The sequence below is a fragment of the Paenibacillus sp. D51F genome, assembly GCF_053345695.1.
Genome location: NZ_JBKFAO010000019.1, coordinates 13875 through 36152, shown reverse-complemented (window position 1 = coordinate 36152; position 22278 = coordinate 13875). Strand labels below are relative to the sequence as shown.

Genomic DNA, 22278 nt, shown 5'->3' with positions numbered 1-22278 from the left:
CCGAAGGCCGGGCAGCTGCTGATGTTGAGCGGTGTTGCAAGGCTCCGTCGAATTAGGATTCGACCGGAACCGTCTCGCTGAGCTCGGCTTCCGCAACTGCGGTCTCGAGTTCGTCCTCTTGGCCGACGAAGCGGATGCTGCGGTAACGGTTCATGCCCGTACCGGCAGGGATCAGCTTGCCGATGATGACGTTCTCCTTGAGGCCGAGCAGCTGGTCGACCTTGCCTTTGATGGCAGCGTCGGTCAGGACGCGGGTCGTTTCCTGGAAGGATGCCGCGGAAAGGAACGAATCCGTCTCCAGGGAAGCCTTGGTGATGCCGAGCAGTACCGGCTTGGCGACTGCCGGCTCGCGGCCGGACAGAAGCACTTCGCGGTTGGCTGCTTCGTATTCATGCACATCGACAAACGCGCCAGGCAGAAGCTTCGTGTCGCCGGCATCGACGATGCGGATTTTGCGGAGCATCTGCTTGATCATGACTTCGACGTGCTTGTCGTTGATTTCTACGCCTTGGTTCCGGTATACGCGCTGAACTTCCTGCAGGATGTAGTTCTGTACCCCGCGGATGCCTTTGATGCGCAGCATTTCCTTCGGATCGATGGAGCCGTCTGTCAGCTCGTCGCCGGCTTCCAGATGCTGGCCTTCGATGACGCGGATCCGGGAACCGTAGCTGACCGGATACACTTTGGACTCGGCTTCGCCTTGAACTTCGATCTCACGGCGGTCCTTCGTTTCGCGGATGCTCTTCACGACGCCGTCCAGTTCGCTGATGATCGCTTGGCCTTTAGGGTTACGCGCCTCGAAGAGCTCCTGGATACGCGGCAGACCTTGCGTGATGTCGTCGCCGGCAACGCCGCCGGTATGGAACGTACGCATGGTGAGCTGGGTTCCCGGCTCGCCGATCGATTGAGCCGCGATGATGCCTACGGCTTCGCCGATCTCTACATGCTTGCCTGTCGCCAGGTTGCGGCCGTAGCAGATCTTGCAGACGCCGTGACGGGCGCGGCAGCTCAGTACGGAACGGATCTGAAGCTTCTCTACGCCTGCATCGACGATCGCATCGGCCTTCTCGGCGTCGATGAGATCGTTGCGGGCAACGATGACTTCTCCCGTCTGCGGATGACGGATCGTCTCGAAGGAATAGCGGCCCTCGATACGGTCGTACAGATCCTCGATGACTTCCTTGCCGTCCTGAATCTTGGCGACCGTGATGCCTTTGTCCGTGCCGCAATCGTCCTCGCGGACGATAACGTCCTGGGCGACGTCGACGAGACGGCGGGTCAGGTAACCGGAGTCGGCTGTACGGAGGGCGGTATCGGCAAGACCTTTACGCGCGCCGTGAGTCGAGATGTAGTACTCGAGTACCGTCAGGCCTTCACGGAAGTTCGACTTGATCGGGAGCTCGATGATGCGGCCGGATGGGTTGGCCATCAGACCACGCATGCCGCCCAGCTGGGTGATCTGCGATTTGTTACCCCGCGCCTTGGAGTCCACCATGAGCATGATGGAGTTATAGCGGTCCATCGATTTCATGAGGATTTCGGTAATCTGGTCTTTTGTCTTGCTCCAGATCTCGATGACGCGGTCATAACGCTCTTCGTTGGTGATCAGGCCGCGACGGTATTGGTTCGTCACGACTTTGACCTTCTCGTCGGATTGCTTCAGGATTTCTTCCTTCTCCGGCGGCACGATGACGTCGGAGACGGCTACCGTGATGCCCGCGCGGGTCGAGTACGTAAATCCGAGCTCCTTGATCTTGTCAAGGATGACCGACGTCTTGGTCGTGTGGTACTGGCGGAAGCATTCCGCGATCAGAAGACCGAGGTATTCCTTGCCGACAGCGCCCATTTGCGGCACGTTGTCCAGGAAGGAGTTCAGGTCCGCGCCTTTTTCGTACACGAAATATTTATCCGGCGTTCCGTCCATCAAGTTGGTCTTGGTAGCCTCGTTGATGTAAGGGAACGAGCTCGGGAAGATCTCGTTGAAGATGACTTTGCCGACCGTCGTCGAGATGAGCGAGCTGTTCTGCTGATCCGTGAAGGCATCCTTCTTGAGGACCTTCGCCGGAATGAAGATGCGCGCATGCAGCGACACGATGCCCCGCTGATAAGCGGAAACGGCTTCGTTGACGGAGCCGAAGACAGAGCCGGATCCTTGGGCTTCCTTGTTGTCCATCGTCAGATAGAAGGAGCCGAGGACCATATCCTGGGACGGAGTTACGACCGGCTTGCCGTCCTTAGGGTTGAGGATGTTGCCTGCCGCCAGCATCAGAAGGCGGGCTTCCGCCTGCGCTTCCGCGGACAGCGGAACGTGAACGGCCATCTGGTCGCCGTCGAAGTCGGCGTTGTAAGCCGTACATACGAGCGGGTGAAGCTTGATGGCGCGTCCTTCGACAAGGATCGGCTCGAAAGCCTGGATTCCGAGTCTGTGAAGCGTAGGGGCACGGTTCAAGAGAACCGGATGCTCCTTGATGACTTCTTCAAGAACGTCCCACACTTCGGCGCTGACGCGCTCGACTTTGCGCTTGGCGCTCTTGATGTTGTGGGCGAGCCCTTTGTTGACCAGTTCTTTCATGACGAACGGCTTGAAGAGCTCCAGCGCCATTTCCTTCGGAAGGCCGCATTGGTACATCTTCAGGCTCGGTCCGACAACGATAACGGAACGGCCGGAGTAGTCGACGCGCTTGCCGAGAAGGTTCTGGCGGAAGCGGCCCTGCTTGCCCTTCAGCATATGGCTGAGGGATTTCAGGGGACGGTTGCCGGGACCCGTAACCGGACGGCCGCGGCGGCCGTTGTCGATGAGGGCATCGACAGCTTCCTGCAGCATGCGCTTCTCATTCTGCACGATGATGTCGGGAGCGCCGAGATCAAGCAGGCGCTTCAGACGGTTGTTGCGGTTGATGACGCGGCGGTACAGGTCGTTGAGGTCGGAAGTCGCAAAGCGTCCGCCGTCCAGCTGAACCATCGGGCGAAGCTCCGGCGGAATGACCGGGAGCACGTCGAGGATCATCCAATCCGGCTTGTTGCCGGAATGGCGGAACGCCTCGATGACTTCGAGACGCTTGATGGCGCGGTTGCGGCGCTGGCCTTGGGCCGTGCGCAGCTCTTCCTTGAGCTGATCCAGCTCACGCTCGACGTCGATGTCCTGAAGCAGCTTCTTGACGGCTTCAGCGCCCATGCCGGCTTGGAATCCGTAGCCGTATTTCTCGCGGTAGCTGCGGTATTCCTTCTCGGACAGAAGCTGCTTTTTCTCCAGCGGGGTTTCGCCCGGATCCGTCACGACATAGCTTGCAAAGTAGATGATTTCCTCGAGCGAACGGGGCGACATGTCGAGAGCCAGCCCCATCCGGCTAGGAATTCCTTTGAAGTACCAGATATGGGAGACAGGAGCGGCAAGCTCGATGTGTCCCATGCGCTCGCGGCGCACTTTGGCACGGGTGACTTCAACGCCGCAGCGATCGCAGACGACGCCTTTGTAGCGGACGCGCTTGTACTTGCCGCAGTGGCATTCCCAATCCTTGGTCGGGCCAAAGATCTTCTCGCAGAAGAGCCCTTCCTTCTCCGGCTTGAGCGTCCTATAGTTAATGGTCTCCGGCTTCTTGACTTCTCCGCGGGACCAAGAGCGAATCTTCTCCGGCGATGCAAGGCCGATCTTCATGTACTCGAAGTTGTTCACATCCAACAAGGAGCAACCCTCCTTAGTTCAAGTATGCCTTAGGCTTATTCCGCGCCAGCTTCGGCGCCTTCCAGGTTGAGGTTCAGCTTGTCGCTGGCGCCTTCGTCCTCGTCGTCGATTTCTCTCATTTCGATCTCGTTTTCGTCCTCGTTCAGGATTTTGACGTCCATGCCGAGAGACTGCAGCTCTTTGATCAAGACCTTGAACGACTCCGGAACGCCCGGCTCCGGCACGTTCTCGCCCTTCACGATCGATTCATACGTCTTCACCCGGCCGACCACGTCGTCGGATTTGACCGTCAGGATCTCCTGGAGGGTGTAAGCCGCGCCATAGGCCTCGAGCGCCCATACTTCCATCTCGCCGAAGCGCTGGCCGCCGAACTGGGCTTTGCCGCCGAGAGGCTGCTGCGTTACGAGCGAGTATGGACCCGTGGAACGGGCGTGGATCTTGTCGTCGACCATGTGCGCCAGCTTGATCATGTACATGACGCCGACGGTGACTTCGCGCTCGAACGTCTCGCCCGTGCGTCCGTCATACAGAACCGTCTTGCCGTTGCGCTGCATGCCCGATTCTTCCATCGTGTCGAACACGTCGTACTCGCGCGCTCCGTCGAATACCGGCGTAGCGGCGTGGATGCCCAGACGCTTGCAGGCCATGCCGAGATGGACCTCGAGCACCTGGCCGATGTTCATCCGGGAAGGTACGCCCAGCGGGTTCAGAACGACTTCTACAGGCGTTCCGTCCGGCAGGAAAGGCATATCCTCTTCCGGCAGGATGCGGGCGATGACGCCCTTGTTGCCGTGGCGTCCGGCCATTTTGTCGCCTTCGGAGATTTTACGCTTCTGGGCGATGTAGACACGGACCAGCTGGTTCACGCCAGGAGGCAGCTCGTCGCCGTTCTCGCGGGTGAACACTTTGACGTCGACGACGATGCCGTCCGTGCCGTGAGGCACGCGCAGGCTCGTGTCGCGGACTTCGCGCGCTTTTTCGCCGAAGATGGCGTGCAGCAGGCGCTCTTCAGCCGTCAGCTCCGTTACGCCCTTAGGCGTTACTTTGCCGACGAGGATGTCCCCAGCGCTGATCTCGGCGCCGACGCGGATGATGCCGCGCTCGTCGAGGTTCTTGAGCGCTTCTTCGCCGACGTTCGGGATGTCGCGCGTGATTTCTTCAGGTCCGAGCTTCGTGTCGCGGGCTTCGGACTCGTATTCTTCAATGTGGATGGACGTGTACACGTCTTCCTTCACAAGCTTCTCGCTGAGCAGGATGGCATCCTCGTAGTTGTAGCCTTCCCATGTCATGAAGGCAACGACGACGTTGCGGCCCAGAGCCAGCTCGCCCTGCTCGGTCGAAGGACCGTCGGCGAGGATATCGCCTTTCTTGACGATGTCGCCCTTGCGCGCCAGCGGACGCTGGTTGATGCAAGTGCCTTGGTTGGAGCGCATGAACTTGTGCAGCTTGTGCTTCACGAGATCGCCCGTAACCTGCTTGCCGTCCACCATCTCGACGCGGCGCAGCCAAATCTCGTTGGCCGAGGAGCGCTCGATGATGCCGTCATGCTTGGCGACGATGCAGACGCCGGAATCCTTCGCGGACTTGTGCTCCATGCCGGTGCCGACAAGAGGCGCCTTCGGAATGAGCAGAGGCACCGCTTGCCGCTGCATGTTGGACCCCATGAGCGCGCGGTTGGAGTCATCGTTCTCGAGGAACGGAATCAGAGCCGTCGCGACGGATACGACCTGCTTCGGCGATACGTCCATGTAGTCGACGCGCTCGGTCGGCATCGTCAGGATGTTGTCGGCCTGCTTGTTGTAGCGGACGACGACCTGATCGTCGACGAACTTGCTGTCTTCCGTCAGGAGGGCGTTTGCCTGTGCGATGACGTAGTTGTCTTCCTCATCCGCGGTCAGGTAAGCGATCTGCTCCGTGACCACAGCTGTCTTCGGATCCACCCAGCGGTACGGAGCTTCGATGAAGCCGTACTCGTTGATGCGGGCGAAGCTGGACAAGGAGTTGATCAGACCGATGTTCGGTCCCTCAGGCGTCTCGATCGGACACATCCGCCCATAGTGGGAGTGATGGACGTCTCGGACTTCCATGCCGGCGCGTTCCCGGGTCAGACCGCCGGGTCCGAGTGCGGACAGACGGCGTTTGTGCGTCAGCTCGGCCAGAGGGTTCGTCTGGTCCATGAACTGCGACAGCTGGGAAGAGCCGAAAAACTCCTTGATGGATGCGATGACCGGACGGATGTTGATCAGCGCCTGCGGCGTGATCGCGTTGGCATCCTGAATCGACATGCGCTCGCGGACGACGCGCTCCATGCGGGAGAGACCGATCCGGAACTGGTTCTGCAGCAGCTCGCCGACGGAACGCAGGCGGCGGTTGCCCAGATGGTCGATATCGTCCGTGCTGCCTACGCCGTGCAGCAGATTGATGAAGTAGTTGATCGACGAGATGATGTCGGCCGGCGTAATATGTTTGACCGATTTGTCGATGACGTCATTGGAAATGACCTTGATGATTTTGCCATCTTCGTTGGGAGCGAATACGCTCACCGTCTGCAGTGGGATACTATCCGCATCCAGAACGCCGTTGGCGACGTGGTACGTGTTGCTGTTCAGCTGTTTTTCCAGGAATGGAAGCAGCTCATCCAGCAGGCGGCGGTCGATCATTTGGCCGGCTTCGGCCAGAATTTCGCCCGTCTCGTTGTCCACGAGGGTTTCAGCCAGACGCTGGTTGAACAGTCGGTTCTTAATGTGGAGCTTTTTATTGATCTTGTAACGGCCGACATTGGCCAGATCATAACGTTTAGGGTCGAAGAAGCGCGCGACGAGCAAGCTCTTCGCATTGTCCAGCGTAGGCGGCTCGCCTGGACGCAGGCGCTCGTAGATCTCGATCAGGGCTTTTTCCGTGGAGTCGGTGTTATCCTTGTCCAGCGTGTTCTTGATATACTCGTCCTGTCCGAGCAAGTCCAAGATTTCGGCATCGCTGCCGAATCCAAGGGCGCGAAGAAGCACCGTTACCGGAATCTTCCGGGTACGGTCGATGCGCACGTAGATGATATCCTTGGCATCCGTCTCCAGTTCCAGCCAAGCACCGCGGTTAGGAATGACAGTGGCCGTGTAAGTGCGCTTGCCGTTTTTGTCGACCTTGGTGCTGAAGTACACGCTGGGGGAGCGTACCAACTGGCTGACGATAACGCGTTCCGCACCATTGATGATGAAGGTGCCGGTCTCGGTCATCAGCGGAAAATCGCCCATGAACACTTCCTGTTCCTTAACCTCGCCCGTTTCCTTGTTAAGGAGCCTTACCTTAACGCGAAGCGGCGCTGCATACGTAACGTCGCGCTCTTTCGACTCGTCGACGGAATACTTAGGCTCTCCCAGGCTATAATCGATGAATTCCAACGAAAGATTCCCCGTGAAGTCCTGAATTGGAGAAATATCCTGGAACAACTCCAGGAGATCGCTCTCCAGAAACTTCTCATAAGACTTTTGTTGGATTTCAATCAAGTTCGGGACTTCGAGCACTTCGTGAATCCGGTTATAGCTCCTGCGCGTGCGTCGACCATACTGAACAAGTTGTCCTGCCAACTTAACCTCACCCCTCATGTCTGCTTCTCAGCGTGATAAGCGCACTCATGAAACATGACCTAGCCAGACCTCAGCCGGTTACCTTCGGGCCGGCCGGTTTGAGCCTCAATCCCATGGTGGTAAATAAAGAAAAGCCCTTATCGAAGTGGTTTCGAAAAAAGAGCATACTTCCGGTCTGAAACCTCGGCCTCCCCCGCATGGACGAACCATAGGGAAGACATGGTCTCCTATCATGTAATTTTGCCCAAAATCTAAACATTATACGTCAAAAACCAATTTTGTATGCATTGCGCATCAAATAAATAATTCTTGACATTTTAGCGGACTAAAGAGATTCCGCCTATTTTAATGCTGACATTTCATAATAATAGCACATCGACAAAGGCGAGTCAACAAAAATGAGAATTTAGTCTCTAGTCAAAAACGGAAGCTTGCCCTGTATGTCCATTCGCCGTTCTTCCAACGCTTCGCATACGGATAGTCCCTCCAATCGCTGTTGTCGCCAGATTCCTTCCATTACGGATGAATAGGTTCGAATCCGGCGACAAAGGCGACCGCTGCGCTTTTCCAGGATCATTCCGTTTACTCCGCTGCAGCAGGCGACATTCATTGCAAGTATTGCACCGTATCTGGCTAGCCGGCTAATTCTCGATGGAACGGATAGCCTTAAATATCCGGAACCCTTTATCCTTGCCGACTTCCTTGACGCGGCCGAACAGCTGCTGAAGCTTGGCTTCGGCAGAAGGAGCCCCCTGCTTCTTTTGAATGACCACCCACATGCTGCCGCCGGGCTTCAGCAACGAGTACCCTTCCTCGAAGATTCGGTGAACAGTCGCTTTGCCTGCCCGAATCGGCGGATTCGTCAAGATCACATCAAACGGCTCGCCGCCGGCCTTCTCGAACAGATCGCTCTGCTGTATGGACACATTGGCGATTCCATTCAGCTTCGCATTCTCTCCGGCCAGCTCCACGGCGCGCTCATTGATATCCAGCATGACAACCTGTCCTTGCGGAGCCAGCCGCGCTGCCGTCAGACCGATTGGTCCATAGCCGCAGCCGACATCCAGCACGCGGTCATACTCGCCGATCTCCATCTCCTCGATGAGGAAACGGCTGCCGTAGTCGATTCCGCTTTTGGAAAAGACTCCGTTGTCCGTCATGAACTGAAACCTGAAGCCTCTCAGCTCCGTCTCATGCTTCTGCCGGTTCTGCTGCGTTCCCGGCGTACGGGAATAGTAGTGGTCCGACATCATGTCCCTCCTTCCGGATATGCCTCCTCATAGAGAGAACCCCTTGGAACCGCGAGGCTCCAAGGGGTTCTCAAGCTTTTAAGAGAAAGCTTATTTCACTTCTACAGCTGCGCCTGCTTCTTCAAGCTTAGCTTTGATAGCTTCTGCTTCTTCTTTAGCTACTTTTTCTTTGATTGCTTTTGGAGCGTTGTCGACAACTTCTTTCGCTTCTTTCAGGCCAAGACCCGTCAGCTCGCGAACGACTTTGATGACGTTGATTTTGGAAGCGCCAGCGCTCATAAGGATAACGTCGAATTCGGATTGCTCTTCAACTTCAGCAGCGCCGCCGCCAGCAGCTACAACCGTAGGTGCAGCAGCCGTTACGCCGAATTCTTCTTCGATTGCTTTAACGAGATCGTTCAGTTCCAGAACGTTCATGCCTTTAATGGCTTCCAAGATTTGTTCGTTGCTCATGGTTGAACCTCCATTGGGTATAAGTTTTTTTGGTGGTGCTGGGATGCCGGCTATGCCGGCGAAAGGATCAAGCAATTCCTGCCGGCAGCCGGAAGGCCGCCGGACGGAGGAAAATCGTTCTTAAGCTTCTGCTTCTTGCTTTTCCGCCACGGCTTTGACCGCCAGCGCGAAGTTGCGCATAGGAGCCTGGAGGACGCTGAGGAGCATGGAGAGCAGGCCGTCGCGGGATGGCAGGTCTGCCAGCGCCTTGATTTGGGCTGCGTCTACGACTTGGCCTTCGAGGATGCCGCCTTTTACTTTCAGGGCGTCATTTTTCTTGGCGAAGTCGGAGATGATTTTTGCAGGAGCTACGACGTCGTCCGCGCCGAAGGCGATAGCCGTCGGACCCGCGAGAACTTCCGTCAGAGCGGAGAGCTCGGCGGATTCGGACGCGCGGCGCACGAGGGAGTTTTTGAGAACCTGGAATTCGATGCCTGCTTCGCGAAGCTGCCTGCGCAGTTCCGTTACTTGAGCCACGTTCAGTCCGCGGTAGTCAGCTACAACCGTCGTCGTGCTTGCTTTCAGCTTGGCGGCGATTTCTTCCACCTGCTGCTGCTTGGATTCGATAACTTTTACGTTTGCCATTTGTTTACACCTCCCGATGTGGATATCCGTTGCATCCTTTAGAACGGTTTACCTTCAACCTGCCGGTGCATGAATAAAGGCCTCCGCCAAGACAGCGAAGGCCATGATTGTCCGTTTACGGGAAACGTATATCATAACACCTCGGTAGGGGATTAAGCCCGAAGGCACCTACTGTCTTAGGTATGCGTGTTCTGAAGTTAGAATCGCAGCTCTTAGCGGAACGTGGAAACGTTGACGCGAGCGCCAGGTCCCATCGTGGAAGATACAGCGATGTTTTTCAGGTAAATCCCTTTGGCCGATGCCGGTTTGGCACGGTTCAGAGCGTCGATCAGCGATTTGAGGTTCTCAGCCAGCTTCTCGGCGTCGAACGACACTTTGCCGATCGGTGCATGGATTTGACCTGCACGGTCAAGACGGTATTCGATCTTACCGGCTTTGATCTCCTGAACAGCCTTCGTCACGTCGAACGTTACCGTGCCGGCTTTAGGGTTAGGCATGAGGCCTTTACCGCCGAGGATACGTCCGAGCTTGCCGACTTCAGCCATCATGTCAGGCGTAGCCACGCAGACATCGAATTCGAACCAGCCTTGTTGGATTTTGTTGATCATGTCCGCATCGCCGACGAAGTCAGCGCCTGCAGCTTCGGCTTCCTTCGCTTTGTCGCCTTTAGCGAAAACGAGGACGCGCTTTGTTTTGCCCGTACCGTGCGGGAGTACAACGACACCGCGAACGGCTTGGTCTTGTTTCCGCGGGTCAACGCCCAGGCGGACAGCCACTTCGACGGATTCGTCGAATTTGGCGGTTGCTGCTTTTTTCACGAGCTCGATTGCTTCAGACGGCTCGTAAGTCGCTTCGCTGTCGATCAGCTTAGCGGCTTCAACGTATTTCTTGCCATGCTTTGCCATGAAGAGTTCCTCCTTATGTGGTGTGTAGCGGAACGCCTGACGTACAGCCGTCCCTCCCACTGCGAAACCTAGCGGTCTCGCTGTGACGCCGCGCCGCGAGGCGCGTCCTGGATTAGTCGACGATCGTTACGCCCATGCTGCGGGCAGTACCTTCGACCATACGCATTGCAGCTTCTACGGATGCAGCGTTCAGATCCTGCATTTTTTGTTCTGCGATCTCACGGACCTTGGAACGGTTGACCGTAGCGACCTTCTTCTTGTTCGGTTCGCCGGAACCCTTCTCGATGCCTGCTGCTACGCGGAGCAGTACGGCTGCTGGAGGAGTTTTCGTCTCGAACGTGAAGGAGCGGTCTTCGAATACGGTGATGACGACCGGAATGATCAGGCCGGCTTGATCAGCCGTACGCGCGTTGAACTCTTTACAGAACGCCATGATGTTGACGCCTGCTTGACCGAGTGCAGGACCGATTGGCGGAGCCGGGTTGGCTTTGCCTGCCGGTACTTGCAGCTTGACGAGTTTGATGACTTTCTTTGCCATGTGTTACACCTCCTGCGATCGAAGTCAGTTGCCTGACATGAAATGCTCATGCCGCCATCCGGATGAATCCGGAGGCCGGAAACCGGTTCATTATACCTTCTCGACCTGCGTGTAGTCAAGTTCAACCGGGGTTTCACGACCAAACATGTTGACATGGACTTTCAGCTTGCTCTTGTCCATTTGAATTTCTTCAATGACGCCGACAAAGTTAGCAAACGGACCTACTGTAACGCGAACGGTTTCTTTCAGCTCGAATTCCATCTTCGGCTTAGGCTCGGACATTCCCATATGGTTGAGAATGGCGTCCACTTCCTCCGGAAGCAGTGCCGTCGGCTTGGAGCCGGAACCTGTGGAGCCCACGAATCCCGTTACGCCAGGCGTATTGCGAACAACATACCAGGAATCGTCGGTCTGAATCATTTCCACCAGGACGTATCCCGGATAGACTTTGCGCATGACGGTCTTCTTCTTCCCGTCCTTGTTCACGATTTCTTCTTCCATCGGAACCAGCACGCGGAAGATCTTGTCTTCCATGCCCATCGATTCGACGCGGCGCTCGAGGTTGGCTTTCACCTTGTTCTCATAGCCCGAGTAAGTATGAACCACATACCATCTTTTTTCCATTAACAATCCACCTTTGGACCCTTCTTAAACGATCAGTTCAACCAGAGATGAGATCCCGATGTCAAGAAGCCAAAAGTAAATCGTCACAAACACGATCGTGACGAGTACGACGATCGTATAGCTTGTCAACTCTTTACGGTTTGGCCAGCGAACTTTCTTCAGCTCAGCCCAACTGTCTGTGAAAAAACCAAACGTCGATCCGAAGTTTTGCTTCAGCTTTGCGATAAAAGTCACCTGAACCCACCTCCTGACTATCTCGTCTCGCGGTGAGGAGTATGCTCGTTGCAGTACTTGCAGAACTTCCTCATTTCCATGCGGTCGGGGTGATTGCGCTTGTTCTTGGTGTTCGTGTAGTTTCTTTGCTTGCAGTTCGTGCATGCAAGCGTGATAATAACCCGCATTTAGGTCACCTCCCGATCTTAAGAGTGCGCTTCGTCAAACAACGTGCGATAGGACCCGAGAGGGCCTCAGGCCTGATCCGAGTCACTCTAAGTACCTTATCATAACGGATTCTTGCATGTCAATGCAAAATGGAAGGCGTCCGGCGGCCCGGAAGCCGCGCGCAGAGCGGCGGGAAGGCTGGAGAGGCAGGCAGCGGGCAGCCCTTGCCGGCATCGGGACCGGGGGACGGCGCGCAGCTTTCATCGCTGTTTCCAAGTATAGCCGTTTTGATAGACTTCTAAACGGCCGTCCATCGGCAGCCGGGCGGCGCGCAAAAGAAAAAGACCCGTCGTCCGGGTCTTGGATAAAAGCAGGCAGGTTCGGGACAGGGCGGCAGCCTAGCAGCTGACGTCCCGCAGCTCGAGGTACTTCTCCAGCTTGCGTTTCACTCGCTGAAGGGCGTTGTCGATCGACTTGACGTGCCGGTCAAGATCCACGGCGATCTCCTGGTAGGAGCGGCCATCCAGGTACAGCATCAGAACTTTCCGCTCCAGATCGCTCAGAATCTCGGACATCTTGTCTTCGAGGCCGTCGAACTCCTCCCGATTGATGATGAGCTCTTCCGGATCGCTGACGCGGGTGCCGCAGATGACATCCAGCAGCGTGCGGTCGGAATCTTCATCATAAATCGGCTTGTCCAGCGAAACGTAGGAGTTCAGCGGAATATGCTTCTGCCGGGTCGCCGTCTTGATTGCGGTTATGATTTGGCGGGTGATGCACAGCTCCGCGAAAGCTTTGAAGGAAGCCAGCTTGTCTCCCTTGAAGTCGCGGATGGACTTGTAGAGCCCGATCATGCCTTCTTGCACGATGTCTTCCCGGTCCGCGCCGATGAGGAAATAAGAGCGGGCCTTGGCCCGAACGAAATTCCGGTATTTGTTGATCAGATACTCCAGCGCTTCGCTCTCGCCCGTCCGCACCGCCTCGACAACGTCTTCATCCGTTCGGCAGTCATAATCGTGCGTACTCCATTCTCTGAGGTCGATGCTCACCAACTATCCCTCCGGCCTGCAAAGCGTGCACTGCAAGGTCTATTTTTCTTAAGTCAGGAAAGCTCTCCTTCCGCTATCGTCCGGTCTGGAAAACCAGGCGGCGACAAGGGCGGAAAAGCGGACAATTTTGCCAGAAATAATAAGGACAGTATACAAGACCACTCTTGGCATCGTCAACGCAAACGAGCGTTCTATAAACGATAGGATCTTGAAAAATTGTAAACAGATGGTTTGAAACTGCTTTTGCGGAGGCAGATAAGCTCACACGCATATCTCCGCAATCGCCGCTTTCGCCCGTTTCATTGCCCCCGTCTCATCCTTTCCAGCATCGTCCTCATTTCCAGCGACAGCTTGGCATCGATCGTATTGCGGGATTTGGCGTTGTCGGACCGCAGGGTCTTGTCGATCTCGCGGCGGTTCTGCTGCAGCTCGAGCTCCAGCTCCCGGGCCGAGATCCGCAAGGCGCCTTTGCCGAACGCGACATGCTGCTCGACGGAGTCCGAGGTCGCCACATAGATATGGCGGCTTCGCTTTTTGAGCTCGGTGACCAGACGCTCGATGCACTCGTCCGCCGTTTCTTTTTCTTTCGTGAATACGACCGTCAGCTTGTGCTGCTTGTAGGCCGAGCGGCTGCCGGGAACCTGATGCGCATCGAATACGACGTACACCTGATGCCCCGTATAGCCTTGATAATCAGCCAGCAGGTCGAGCAGCCGGTCCCTTGCTTCCTCCAGATTGCTTTCCTTCAAGCGTTCCAGCTCCGGCCAGGCGCCGATGATGTTGTAGCCGTCGACCAGCAGGACATCCGACTGGCGGGACACGGCAGCTAGACGCCCCGGCGCTGCCGGACGACCTCGTACATGAGCACGCCGGCGGCCACGGAGGCGTTGAGCGAATTGAGCTGGCCCAGCATCGGGAGCTTGACGAGGAAATCACATTTTTCGCGGATCAGCCGGCCCATGCCTTTGGCTTCGTTGCCGATGACGATGGCGAGGGGAAGATCGAAGCTGGTCTTGTACACATCCTGCTGAGCCGACACGTCCGCGCCAGCGATCCAGATCCCCTCCTGCTTCAGGCTCTCCATCGTCTGGGCGAGATTGGTCACGCGCGCCACCGGCACATGCTCGGCCGCTCCAGCGGAGGTTTTCCACACCGTCGCCGTCAAGCCGGCAGCGCGGCGCTTCGGAATGATGACTCCGTGCACGCCCGTGCATTCCGCCGTCCTCAGAATGGAGCCCAGGTTATGCGGATCCTCGATCTCATCCAAAATAAGCAGCAGAGGCGTCTCGCCGCGGTCCTTGGCCCGCTGAAGCAGCTCGTCCAATTCGGCATACCGGTAGGCCGCCGCTTGGGCTACGACCCCTTGATGGGAAACTTCAAGGCCCAGCTGGTCGAGCTTGCGCTTGTCGACGAACTGGACGACGATTCCCGCCTTCTTGGCTTCGGCCATGATCGGGGATACCGACGGCTTCTGCACCGTGTCGGCGATCCAGATCTTATTCAGCTCGCGGCCCGAGCGGAGCGCCTCCAGGACGGGATGCTTGCCTGCGATCCATTCCTGCTGCTCCTGTTCGTTCTGGTCATTCTGTTCCTTCTTCTGCCTGTCACTGGCCATTCCCAGTCTCCTTTCCGCGTTCCGCTTCCTTCTCCGAGAAAGCGGCCGCCATCAACTCCCGGATCCGTCCGGTCCGGCCCTTATAATATAAATACCCCATCAGACTCTCAAGAGCGGTCGCCTGCTTGTAATCGGCCGGATCCGCATTGCGCGGAGACTGGCCGGACTTGGCGTTGCGGCCGCGCCTGACGATGTCGGCCTCTTCCTCAGACAGCATCGGCGCCCAGCGCTCCAGCAGCCGCCGCTGCCCCTTGGCCGACACCATTCCGGTCGCCTCGCGATGCAGATGATGCGGCTTGAGATTCGGCTGGGCGAGCAGATGCTGGCGCACCAGCAGCTCGAACACCGCATCGCCGGCGTAAGCGAGCACGATGGGATTCAGCAGCTCCGGCGTCTTGGAAGGCGGCTCGTAAGGGAGCTCGCGGCTTTGTTCCTTCACAGGCTCGTTCATTTGCGGCGCCACCGGATGCCCTGCGGGGTGTCTTCCAGCAAAATGCCTTGCTCTGCCAGCAGGTCCCGGATTTCGTCCGCGCGCTTCCAGTTCTTCGAAGCGCGGGCTTCCGTGCGCTCGACAATCAGCGCATCCACCTCGGCATCCAGCAGTCCATGACGTTCGGACGCGGCCGGAAGCAATCCGAGCACGCTGTCCATGGCGTCCATCAGCGCGATGAACGCAAGCGCCTCGCGGGCCGTCACGACAGGCCGCTGCAGATGCTGGTTCGCTTCGGTCACCAGATCGAACAGCACCGTGATGGCGTCCGGCGTATTGAAATCATCGTCCATCTTGGCCGTGAAGCGGCCGCTCAGCTCCAGAAGCCGGACATCCAGCTCGGCATTTCCGGAATCCGGCACGAACCGGAGCGAGCCTAGGCCGGCGGAGCCGCTGCCTTCGGCATCGACGGCTGTATCGGCTTCGGCTTCCATGGAACCGCCGACCGCCGCCAGCCGGTGCAGCAGATTGGTGCGGCAATTGGCGATCCGCTCCACGCTGCCGAGCGCCTGCTCTACCGTGTCGTCGCTGAAGTTGAGCGGCGAGCGGTAATGGCCGGAGAGCATGAAGTAGCGGATCGCTTCCGGCTTGATCCGGGTCAGCATGTCATGGACCGTGATGCCGTTGCCGAGCGACTTCGACATCTTCTGGTTGTCGATGTTGATGAAGCCGTTATGCATCCAGTAGTTGGCGAGCGGCTTGCCGCTCAGCGTCTCGGACTGGGCGCATTCGCACTCATGATGCGGGAACTGCAGGTCGTTGCCTCCGCCATGGATGTCCAGGGTATCGCCCAGATGCCGCTTCGCCATCGCAGAGCATTCGATATGCCATCCCGGGCGGCCCGGACCCCATGGACTGTCCCATTTGATCTCTCCCGGCTTGGCGCCCTTCCACAGGACGAAATCCTGGGGATCCTCCTTGCGCTCGTCGATTCCGATGCGGATGCCCATCTGCAGCTCCTGCATGTTCTGGTGGGAGAGCTGGCCGTAGTCCGCGAAGGATTTCGTCCGGAAATAGACATCTCCGCCGCTTTCGTAGGCCGCTCCCTTGTCGACGAGATCCTGGACGAAAGCGATGATTTCCGGCATATGCTCCATGACGCGGGGATTCAGAGATGCACGGTGGACGCCGAGCCCTTCCGTATCCTCGTAATACGCGGAGATGAACCTGTCCGCGAGCTCCGGCACCGTCGTACCGAGCTGCTCCGCCTTGCGGATCATCTTGTCGTCCACGTCGGTGAAGTTGACGACGTACTTGACCTCGTATCCGACCGCTTCCAGATAACGGCGCACGACGTCGAAGAAGATCGCGGGCCGCGCGTTGCCGATATGGATATAATCGTAGACCGTCGGGCCGCAGACATACATTTTGACCTTGCCCGGCTCTTGAGTCGTGAACGTTTCCTTGGTCCTGCTCATCGTATTGTAGATTTCCAAACTCATTTTACGTTTCGCCTCCGCTTACCGGTATTTTACCGGTTCCTCCCTGTATTCACGAACGGGTGCCGCAGACTGGCTGAGCCGGTCGACCTCCGCCTTGAGGAAATTGATTTCATTCTGCATGCCGCGGATCATCTCGATGAGCGGATCGGGCAGCTTCGCATGGTTGAGCCTGTCGCCGACCTTTTCTCCGTTGCGCTTGACGATGCGCCCCGGATTGCCTACGACCGTGCTGTTCTCGGGCACCTCCCGGAGAACGACGGCGTTGGAGCCGATATTGGAATGGTCTCCAACCTGGAACGACCCTAGAACCTTCGCTCCCGAGCCGATGACGACATTGCTGCCTATGGTAGGATGGCGCTTGCCCTTTTCCTTGCCCGTGCCGCCGAGGGTGACGCCTTGATAAATGATGACGTCGTCCCCGATCTCGCAAGTCTCCCCGATGACGACGCCCATGCCGTGGTCGATGAACAGGCGGCTGCCGATTCTGGCCCCGGGATGGATTTCAATTCCGGTCATGAACCGGCTGACCTGAGAGATGATGCGGGCGGCCGTGAACCATTTGCGCTTGAACAAATAATGCGCGGCGCGATGCGCCCAGATGGCATGCAGTCCCGAATAGGTGAAGATCACCTCGAACACGCTGCGCGCAGCGGGGTCGTTGTCGAACACGGCCCGTATATCGGATTTCATGTGACGCAACATCGGCTTCAGCCCCTTTCGGGCGAGATGATCCAAGCTTTCTTCCGTCCGATCAAAAAAATAAGCCTCCGCAGCCCGAAGGCTGCAGAGGCGTATAGACGCGGTCCCACTCTGCGGCACAGGGCCGCATCCGCCCGGGAGAAACGCGCGTAGAGCGGTCTCAATCGGGTCAGGATGCCTAGCAGCCCTGTCTCGTAGCCTGTAACGCCGGCCATGCGTTGCCGCCTACCCGAGCGGAAGAGAAGCTTCCGCAAGATCGGAGCAAGGCTCGCAGGTGCATGAACCCGCCGCCGGAATGGACAACTCCCAGCCGTCACCCTCTCGGCGCGTCGCGATGTGCTGCGGCCGGATGCGTGGCGGTTGTCCTCTCTGCAATCCCGGATATGGCGGTTCTCTCCTGGTCAAAGCCTGTAAAAAGGTTCAATTACTTGTAGTATACCCGATAACCCGCAAAGTGCAAGAAGCCGGAGCGCGGAAATATATGCGAGGCCGTCCTCAGCCCAAGCGGGCGCGCAGGCGCTCGGCGACTTTGGCTTGACCCAGCAGCGCGATGGTGCGGTTGAGGTCCGGTCCGTGCGTCTGGCCGGTGACCGCGGCCCGGATCGGCATGAAGAGCGATTTTCCCTTGCAGCCGGTTTCCTTCTGGACCGACTTGATGAGCGCTTTGATGCCCTCTTCGTTCCAGGCTTCAGGCTCCAGCGTCTCGACGCCGGACAGGAAGGCACCCAGCACCGTCGGCACCGTTTCTTCCTCCAGCACGGTAACAGCCTCAGCCTCGTCCTGTAACGATTCCAGGAAGAACAGCTCGGTCAGCGGCACGATCTCGGCTCCCCAGCGCAGCTTGTCGCGGTAGAGGCCGATCAGGTCGGCCGCCCATTCGCGCTCGCCGGCCTCAGGCTCCTCCGATACGCGGCCCGCCTTCTGCAGATGCGGCAGGCACAGGTCGACGAGGCGCGGAAGCTTCAGCGACTTGATGTATTCGTTGTTCATCCAGGCCAGCTTGTTCGTATCGAACACGGCAGGGCTGCGGCTGAGGCGCGACTCGTCGAATGCCTCCACGAGCCCCTCGCGGGTGAACAGCTCCTGCTCGCCCTCCGGCGACCAGCCCAGCAAGGCGATGAAGTTGAACAGCGTCTCCGGCAGATAACCGAGATTTTCGTACTGCTCGATGAACTGGATGATGGACTCGTCCCGCTTGCTCAGCTTCTTGCGGGATTCGTTCACGATCAGCGTCATATGGGCGAACAGCGGCGGCTCCCAGCCCAAAGCTTCGTAGATCATCAGCTGGCGCGGCGTATTGGAGATATGGTCCTCGCCGCGGAGCACGTGGGATATCTTCATGAGATGGTCGTCGACCGCAACCGCGAAGTTGTAGGTCGGGATGCCGTCCTTCTTCACGATGACGAAATCTCCCGTTTCCTTGGTATCGATGCTGATCGTGCCCTTGACCATGTCGTCCCAAGTATACGTGCGGTCCTCCGGCACGCGGAAGCGGATGCTCGCGACGCGTCCTTCCGCTTCGAAGGCGGCCTGCTGCTCGGCGGTCAGATCGCGGTGGCGGCCCGAATACCGCGGGGTTTCGCCGCGCGCGCTCTGCTCTTCCCGCTCCTGCTCGAGTTCTGCTTCCGTGCAGTAGCAGCGGTAAGCCTTGCCCTCGTCGAGCAGCTGCTGCCAGTACCGATTGTAGATGTCGAGGCGTTCGGTCTGGCGGTACGGGCCATAGCCGCCGCCGATATCGATGCTTTCATCCCAGGTGATGCCGAGCCAGCTCATGTACTTCAGCTGGCTCTCCTCGCCGCCGGCCACGTTGCGCTTCATGTCCGTGTCCTCGATGCGGACGATGAGCTTGCCGCCATGCCTGCGGGCGAACAGATAGTTGAACAGCGCGGTGCGCGCGTTGCCGATATGCAGATGTCCCGTCGGCGACGGAGCATAGCGGACGCGGATTTCCTGCGTTCCTTGGTCTGCCATCTTGAATTCCCCATTTCGTTCTTGTTTTCGTCCCGGGGCCTCGCCCTATGAACGCTATTTATGTAAGTGGAACCATTACGGCGCTGGAGGCAGCGGCAACATGATGGAGAGGGCACAGCGTTCGCCTTTGAAACCGAGTTCCACTGTGGATGAGCAGGATGAGGAAATACGGATTCGACAGCGATCGGAATCAATGTTCCGCTTGCTTGAGCTGACTGTACGGTTACACTTAGCAGCCTAAAATAAGTGCCATCATAGCATATTTTTCACGAGGCAGACAACCGCCTGAGCGGCGATTCCCTCGCCCCGTCCGGGAAATCCGAGCCGTTCCGTCGTTGTCGCCTTGACGTTCACCTGATCCTGCTCCGCTCCCAGCACTCGGGCGATCACTTCCACCATCGCGGGAATGTACGGCGCCATTTTGGGAGCCTGCGCGATAATCGTGCAGTCCAGGTTCCCCAGCGCATATCCCCGCTGAACCGCAAGCGCCCATACATGCTCCAGCAGCTTGACGCTGTCGGCATCCTTGAACGCAGGGTCCGTGTCCGGGAAATGCTTGCCGATATCGCCGAGCGCAAGCGCGCCGAGCACCGCATCCGCTACCGTATGCAGCAGCACGTCGGCATCGGAATGGCCGAGCAGCCCTTTTTCGAATGGAATGGCGACGCCCCCGATAATGCATGGACGGCCCTCCACCAGCTGATGCACGTCGAATCCTTGTCCCACTCTAATCATCTCTACCGTCCCCTCTCCCTCTGCTCCAGAAGAAATTCCGCGTAGGGCAGATCTTCCGGGGTCGTAATCTTGATATTCGTATATTCCCCTTGGGCCACGGCGACCGGATCGCCGAGCCGCTCCACGACCATGGAGTCGTCCGTTCCGAGAAAGCCGTCCGCAAGAGCCCGTTCGTGGGCTTCCGCGAGACGGGCGCGGCGAAAAGCTTGCGGGGTCTGGATCGCCCACAAGCTGCTCCGGTCCGGCGTCGACTCGATGATGCCCGCCGCGTCCACCTTCTTGATTGTGTCCTTGACCGGCACGGCCAGCACGGCCGCGCCGGCCTCCTCGGCACGCGCCAGGCACGCGGACACCGCGGCCTCGCTGACGAGCGGCCGGACGCCGTCATGGACAAGCGCCCAATCCGCCGAGAGCGAGTCCAGCCCGATCCGCACCGAATGCTGGCGCTCGGAGCCGCCCTCGACGATCGCCGTCACCTTGGTCAAGCCGTACTCCCCGCACCAGCGGCGGCATCGTTCGACATCCGCCGCGCCCGTGACGAGCACGATCTCCCGGATGGCGTCCATCCCCTGGAACAGCTCCAGCGTATGGACCAGCACCGGCTTGCCCCGCAGCAGCAGGAACTGCTTGCTCTCCGGTGTGCCCATCCGCGTGCCGCGTCCGGCCGCCACGATGACGGCCCCCCAGCAGGCCTCCCGGAAGCCGACAAGCGCCGCATCCGAAGACGCGGCGCCCGGGGCGGCCTGAGGAGTTGCGGCTTCCTTGCCGCCATATTGCTTGTCCATCTTCAGAAGCTCACTTCCCGCTGTAACGTTTATTCCCTATCATACTCTGTTACAGCGCTTTTTCCAACAGCTTGGGCTTCGCGAAGATCATCCGTCCCGCCGAAGTCTGGAGCACGCTCGTCACGAGCACCTCCATCGTCATGCCGATGTAATCCCTGCCGCCCTCCACGACGATCATCGTTCCGTCGTCGAGATAGGCGACTCCTTGTCCATGCTCCTTGCCGTCCTTGATGATCTGCACGACGATTTCCTCGCCCGGCAGCACGACCGGCTTGACCGCATTGGCCAGATCGTTGATGTTCAGCACCGACACTCCTTGCAGCTCGCAAACCTTGTTGAGGTTGAAATCATTCGTGAGCACCTTGCCCCGCAGCAGCTTGGCCAGCTTGACGAGCTTGCTGTCCACCTCGCCGATCTCCTCGAAATCCCCCTCGTAGATAAGGACCTTCACATCAAGCTCCTTCTGGATCTTGTTCAAGATGTCCAGGCCGCGGCGGCCGCGGTTGCGCTTGAGCAGATCGGAGGAATCGGCGATATGCTGCAGCTCCTCGAGGACGAACTCGGGAATGACGAGCGTCCCCTCGATGAAGCCGGTCTTGCAAATATCCGCGATCCGGCCGTCAATGATGACGCTTGTGTCCATGATCTTATGCTCTTCGAAATTGGCATGCTCTTCCTTCTCAGGAACGGGCAGCGTCTTCGGCTGCATCATCGCGTGGAGCCCTTCCGTCAGTTCCTCTTTCTTTCTCAACCCGACGCTGAGTCCCACGTAGCCGAGTCCCAAAGTCAGCAGCGCCGGGGCGATCGTCGCCGCCGCGCCCGGAAGCTGGGATACCGAGGGATAGAGCAGAGCCGAAAGGATAAGCCCGCCGGTCAATCCTGCCGCGCCGGCCAGCAGATCCGCCGCCGGCATGTCGGAAGCGCGGCGCACGCCTTCCCCGAGCATTCTCTCCAGCCTTCCGGCAAGGGCGGTCGCCAGCAGCAGGCCCGCCAGCGCGCCTGTCGCCAGGCCGGTGTAAAACCCGAAAGAACCGTAGCTCCCTGCGAGAGGGCTGTAGCTTCCAAGGCCGGCCGGAAGCGCTCCGCCTGTTCCATTGCCGAACTGAGAGCCGATCATGCCGCCGAATACGATACCGAGTAATTGCAGAATACGTTTTATCATCATCGCTTATGCCACCTCCATTAGCCAGTATGTTCCAATTTGGAGAAGGCTAAACCGTCACATCCAAGCAACAATTTCGCAGCAGGAGGCGGCGACGGGCCGGCCCGATTCCCGTCCATGGGTCGGATGTCCTGCCGGAGACGCCGTCATGAAGGATTTCTCATAATGGCGATTTCGTTTTTGTATTCTGGACAGGGCGGGCTTATAATGGATTCAGGTTAATCGCCGTCCAGCATACGGCGGATGAAATCGCATGTTCGCCCCATGACAATGCATTTCCATAGCAGCAAAA

The 22278-nt window shown here is 58.2% G+C and carries 21 protein-coding genes and 1 other annotated feature; all 21 genes read right to left on the bottom strand.

Annotated elements, in window-relative coordinates; genetic code table 11:
* Nucleotides 1-52: 52 nt before the first annotated feature.
* On the bottom strand, nt 53-3682 hold the full coding sequence (rpoC, locus tag ACLBWT_RS21825) for a DNA-directed RNA polymerase subunit beta' (protein ID WP_447665212.1): 3630 nt from the start codon (nt 3680-3682) through the stop codon (nt 53-55).
* Nucleotides 3683-3717: 35 nt separating this feature from the next.
* Nucleotides 3718-7263 carry a DNA-directed RNA polymerase subunit beta gene (gene rpoB, locus ACLBWT_RS21820; RefSeq protein WP_447665211.1) on the bottom strand — a complete coding sequence of 1182 codons (3546 nt, stop codon included), beginning with the start codon at nt 7261-7263 and terminating at the stop codon, nt 3718-3720.
* A 641-nt stretch (nt 7264-7904) separates the two neighbouring features.
* Entirely contained in the window at nt 7905-8513 is a 609-nt protein-coding gene (locus ACLBWT_RS21815; protein WP_447665210.1) for a class I SAM-dependent methyltransferase, read from the bottom strand.
* A 90-nt stretch (nt 8514-8603) separates the two neighbouring features.
* Nucleotides 8604-8966 carry a 50S ribosomal protein L7/L12 gene (gene rplL, locus ACLBWT_RS21810; protein ID WP_447665209.1) on the bottom strand — a complete coding sequence of 121 codons (363 nt, stop codon included), beginning with the start codon at nt 8964-8966 and terminating at the stop codon, nt 8604-8606.
* A 120-nt stretch (nt 8967-9086) separates the two neighbouring features.
* Nucleotides 9087-9590, bottom strand: a complete 504-nt coding sequence (gene rplJ / locus ACLBWT_RS21805) for a 50S ribosomal protein L10 (RefSeq protein ID WP_076360215.1) — start codon at nt 9588-9590, stop codon at nt 9087-9089.
* 63 nt (nt 9591-9653) lie between these two features.
* Nucleotides 9654-9789 (bottom strand) — a sequence feature (ribosomal protein L10 leader region).
* A 13-nt stretch (nt 9790-9802) separates the two neighbouring features.
* On the bottom strand, nt 9803-10495 hold the full coding sequence (rplA, locus tag ACLBWT_RS21800; protein ID WP_048743631.1) for a 50S ribosomal protein L1: 693 nt from the start codon (nt 10493-10495) through the stop codon (nt 9803-9805).
* A gap of 112 nt (nt 10496-10607) precedes the next feature.
* Nucleotides 10608-11033, bottom strand: coding sequence for a 50S ribosomal protein L11 (rplK, locus tag ACLBWT_RS21795; RefSeq protein WP_021878535.1), 426 nt, complete (start codon nt 11031-11033; stop codon nt 10608-10610).
* Nucleotides 11034-11123: 90 nt separating this feature from the next.
* A complete protein-coding gene (gene nusG, locus ACLBWT_RS21790; RefSeq protein ID WP_048743635.1) occupies nt 11124-11657 on the bottom strand; it encodes a transcription termination/antitermination protein NusG in 534 nt (177 codons plus the stop codon).
* Between the two features lie 24 nt (nt 11658-11681).
* Nucleotides 11682-11891, bottom strand: a complete 210-nt coding sequence (gene secE, locus ACLBWT_RS21785) for a preprotein translocase subunit SecE (protein WP_447665208.1) — start codon at nt 11889-11891, stop codon at nt 11682-11684.
* 17 nt (nt 11892-11908) lie between these two features.
* Entirely contained in the window at nt 11909-12058 is a 150-nt protein-coding gene (gene rpmG / locus ACLBWT_RS21780; protein WP_089525796.1) for a 50S ribosomal protein L33, read from the bottom strand.
* Nucleotides 12059-12436: 378 nt separating this feature from the next.
* Nucleotides 12437-13087, bottom strand: coding sequence for an RNA polymerase sporulation sigma factor SigH (gene sigH, locus ACLBWT_RS21775; protein WP_447665207.1), 651 nt, complete (start codon nt 13085-13087; stop codon nt 12437-12439).
* 299 nt (nt 13088-13386) lie between these two features.
* Nucleotides 13387-13908 carry an NYN domain-containing protein gene (locus tag ACLBWT_RS21770; RefSeq protein WP_447665206.1) on the bottom strand — a complete coding sequence of 174 codons (522 nt, stop codon included), beginning with the start codon at nt 13906-13908 and terminating at the stop codon, nt 13387-13389.
* Between the two features lie 5 nt (nt 13909-13913).
* Complete coding sequence (gene rlmB / locus ACLBWT_RS21765) at nt 13914-14702, bottom strand: 23S rRNA (guanosine(2251)-2'-O)-methyltransferase RlmB (protein ID WP_447665205.1); 789 nt, start codon at nt 14700-14702, stop codon at nt 13914-13916.
* Nucleotides 14692-15153 (bottom strand): Mini-ribonuclease 3, encoded by a 462-nt coding sequence (locus ACLBWT_RS21760; RefSeq protein WP_447665204.1) that lies wholly within the window; start codon nt 15151-15153, stop codon nt 14692-14694. Before ACLBWT_RS21760 ends, rlmB begins: the two co-directional genes overlap by 11 nt.
* Nucleotides 15150-16634 (bottom strand): cysteine--tRNA ligase, encoded by a 1485-nt coding sequence (gene cysS, locus ACLBWT_RS21755; RefSeq protein ID WP_447665203.1) that lies wholly within the window; start codon nt 16632-16634, stop codon nt 15150-15152. The genes ACLBWT_RS21760 and cysS overlap by 4 nt, the downstream gene beginning before the upstream one ends.
* Before the next feature lie 18 nt (nt 16635-16652).
* The gene (gene cysE / locus ACLBWT_RS21750) at nt 16653-17336 is read right to left on the bottom strand and encodes a serine O-acetyltransferase (protein ID WP_447665202.1); all 684 of its coding nucleotides are present in this window, start codon (nt 17334-17336) and stop codon (nt 16653-16655) included.
* 5 nt (nt 17337-17341) lie between these two features.
* Nucleotides 17342-17548, bottom strand: a complete 207-nt coding sequence (locus tag ACLBWT_RS21745) for a hypothetical protein (protein WP_447665201.1) — start codon at nt 17546-17548, stop codon at nt 17342-17344.
* A 280-nt stretch (nt 17549-17828) separates the two neighbouring features.
* The gene (gene gltX, locus ACLBWT_RS21740) at nt 17829-19304 is read right to left on the bottom strand and encodes a glutamate--tRNA ligase (protein ID WP_447665200.1); all 1476 of its coding nucleotides are present in this window, start codon (nt 19302-19304) and stop codon (nt 17829-17831) included.
* Between the two features lie 252 nt (nt 19305-19556).
* The gene (ispF, locus tag ACLBWT_RS21735) at nt 19557-20039 is read right to left on the bottom strand and encodes a 2-C-methyl-D-erythritol 2,4-cyclodiphosphate synthase (protein ID WP_048743647.1); all 483 of its coding nucleotides are present in this window, start codon (nt 20037-20039) and stop codon (nt 19557-19559) included.
* A gap of 2 nt (nt 20040-20041) precedes the next feature.
* Complete coding sequence (ispD, locus tag ACLBWT_RS21730) at nt 20042-20824, bottom strand: 2-C-methyl-D-erythritol 4-phosphate cytidylyltransferase (RefSeq protein WP_447665199.1); 783 nt, start codon at nt 20822-20824, stop codon at nt 20042-20044.
* Nucleotides 20825-20873: 49 nt separating this feature from the next.
* Entirely contained in the window at nt 20874-21986 is a 1113-nt protein-coding gene (locus tag ACLBWT_RS21725; RefSeq protein ID WP_447665229.1) for a PIN domain-containing protein, read from the bottom strand.
* Nucleotides 21987-22278: the final 292 nt, after the last annotated feature.